We start from the raw sequence: 564 nt of genomic DNA, 5'->3' as shown, positions 1-564 counted from the left end.
TTCCGCGACGGGGACAAGGTCGTGCTGCTCTCGCGCAGCGGTAAGGACCTGGGCCGTTACTTCCCCGACGTCGTCGAGGCGGTGCGCGACGAGCTGGCGCCGCGATGCGTGCTGGACGGTGAGATCGTCGTCCCCCGCGAATTCGGCGGACGCACCCGGCTGGACTGGGAGTCGCTGAGCCAGCGCATCCATCCCGCCGACTCGCGGGTCCGGATGCTGGCCGAGAAGACACCCGCGGCCTTCATCGCGTTCGATCTGCTCGCGCGAGACGACATCGATTACACGCAACGGCCTTTCGGGGAACGCCGCGCCGCACTCGTCGACGCGCTCTCCGGCGCAGGCTCGATATTCCAGATCACCCCGGTGACGACCGACCTCGCGACGGCACACCGGTGGTTCGACGAGTTCGAGGGCGCGGGCCTCGACGGCGTCATCGCCAAACCCCTTGACCTGACCTATCAGCCGGACAAGCGCGTGATGTTCAAGATCAAACATCAGCGCACGGCGGACTGCGTCGTCGGCGGCTACCGCGTGCACAAGTCCGGCGAGGATGCGATCGGATCG

Annotated in this window: 1 protein-coding gene; it reads left to right on the top strand. The window is 67.4% G+C overall.

Going from position 1 to position 564, the window contains the following annotated elements; all coding sequences use genetic code 11:
* Nucleotides 1–564: ATP-dependent DNA ligase (locus tag A5650_RS22580; protein WP_502687093.1), on the top strand; the 564-nt coding region annotated here is incomplete at both ends.

Source organism: Mycobacterium sp. 1164985.4, assembly GCF_001668575.1.
GTDB lineage: Bacteria > Actinomycetota > Actinomycetes > Mycobacteriales > Mycobacteriaceae > Mycobacterium.
Note: the sequence above shows the minus strand (reverse complement) of the source record. Positions and strands in the feature narration are given on the sequence as shown.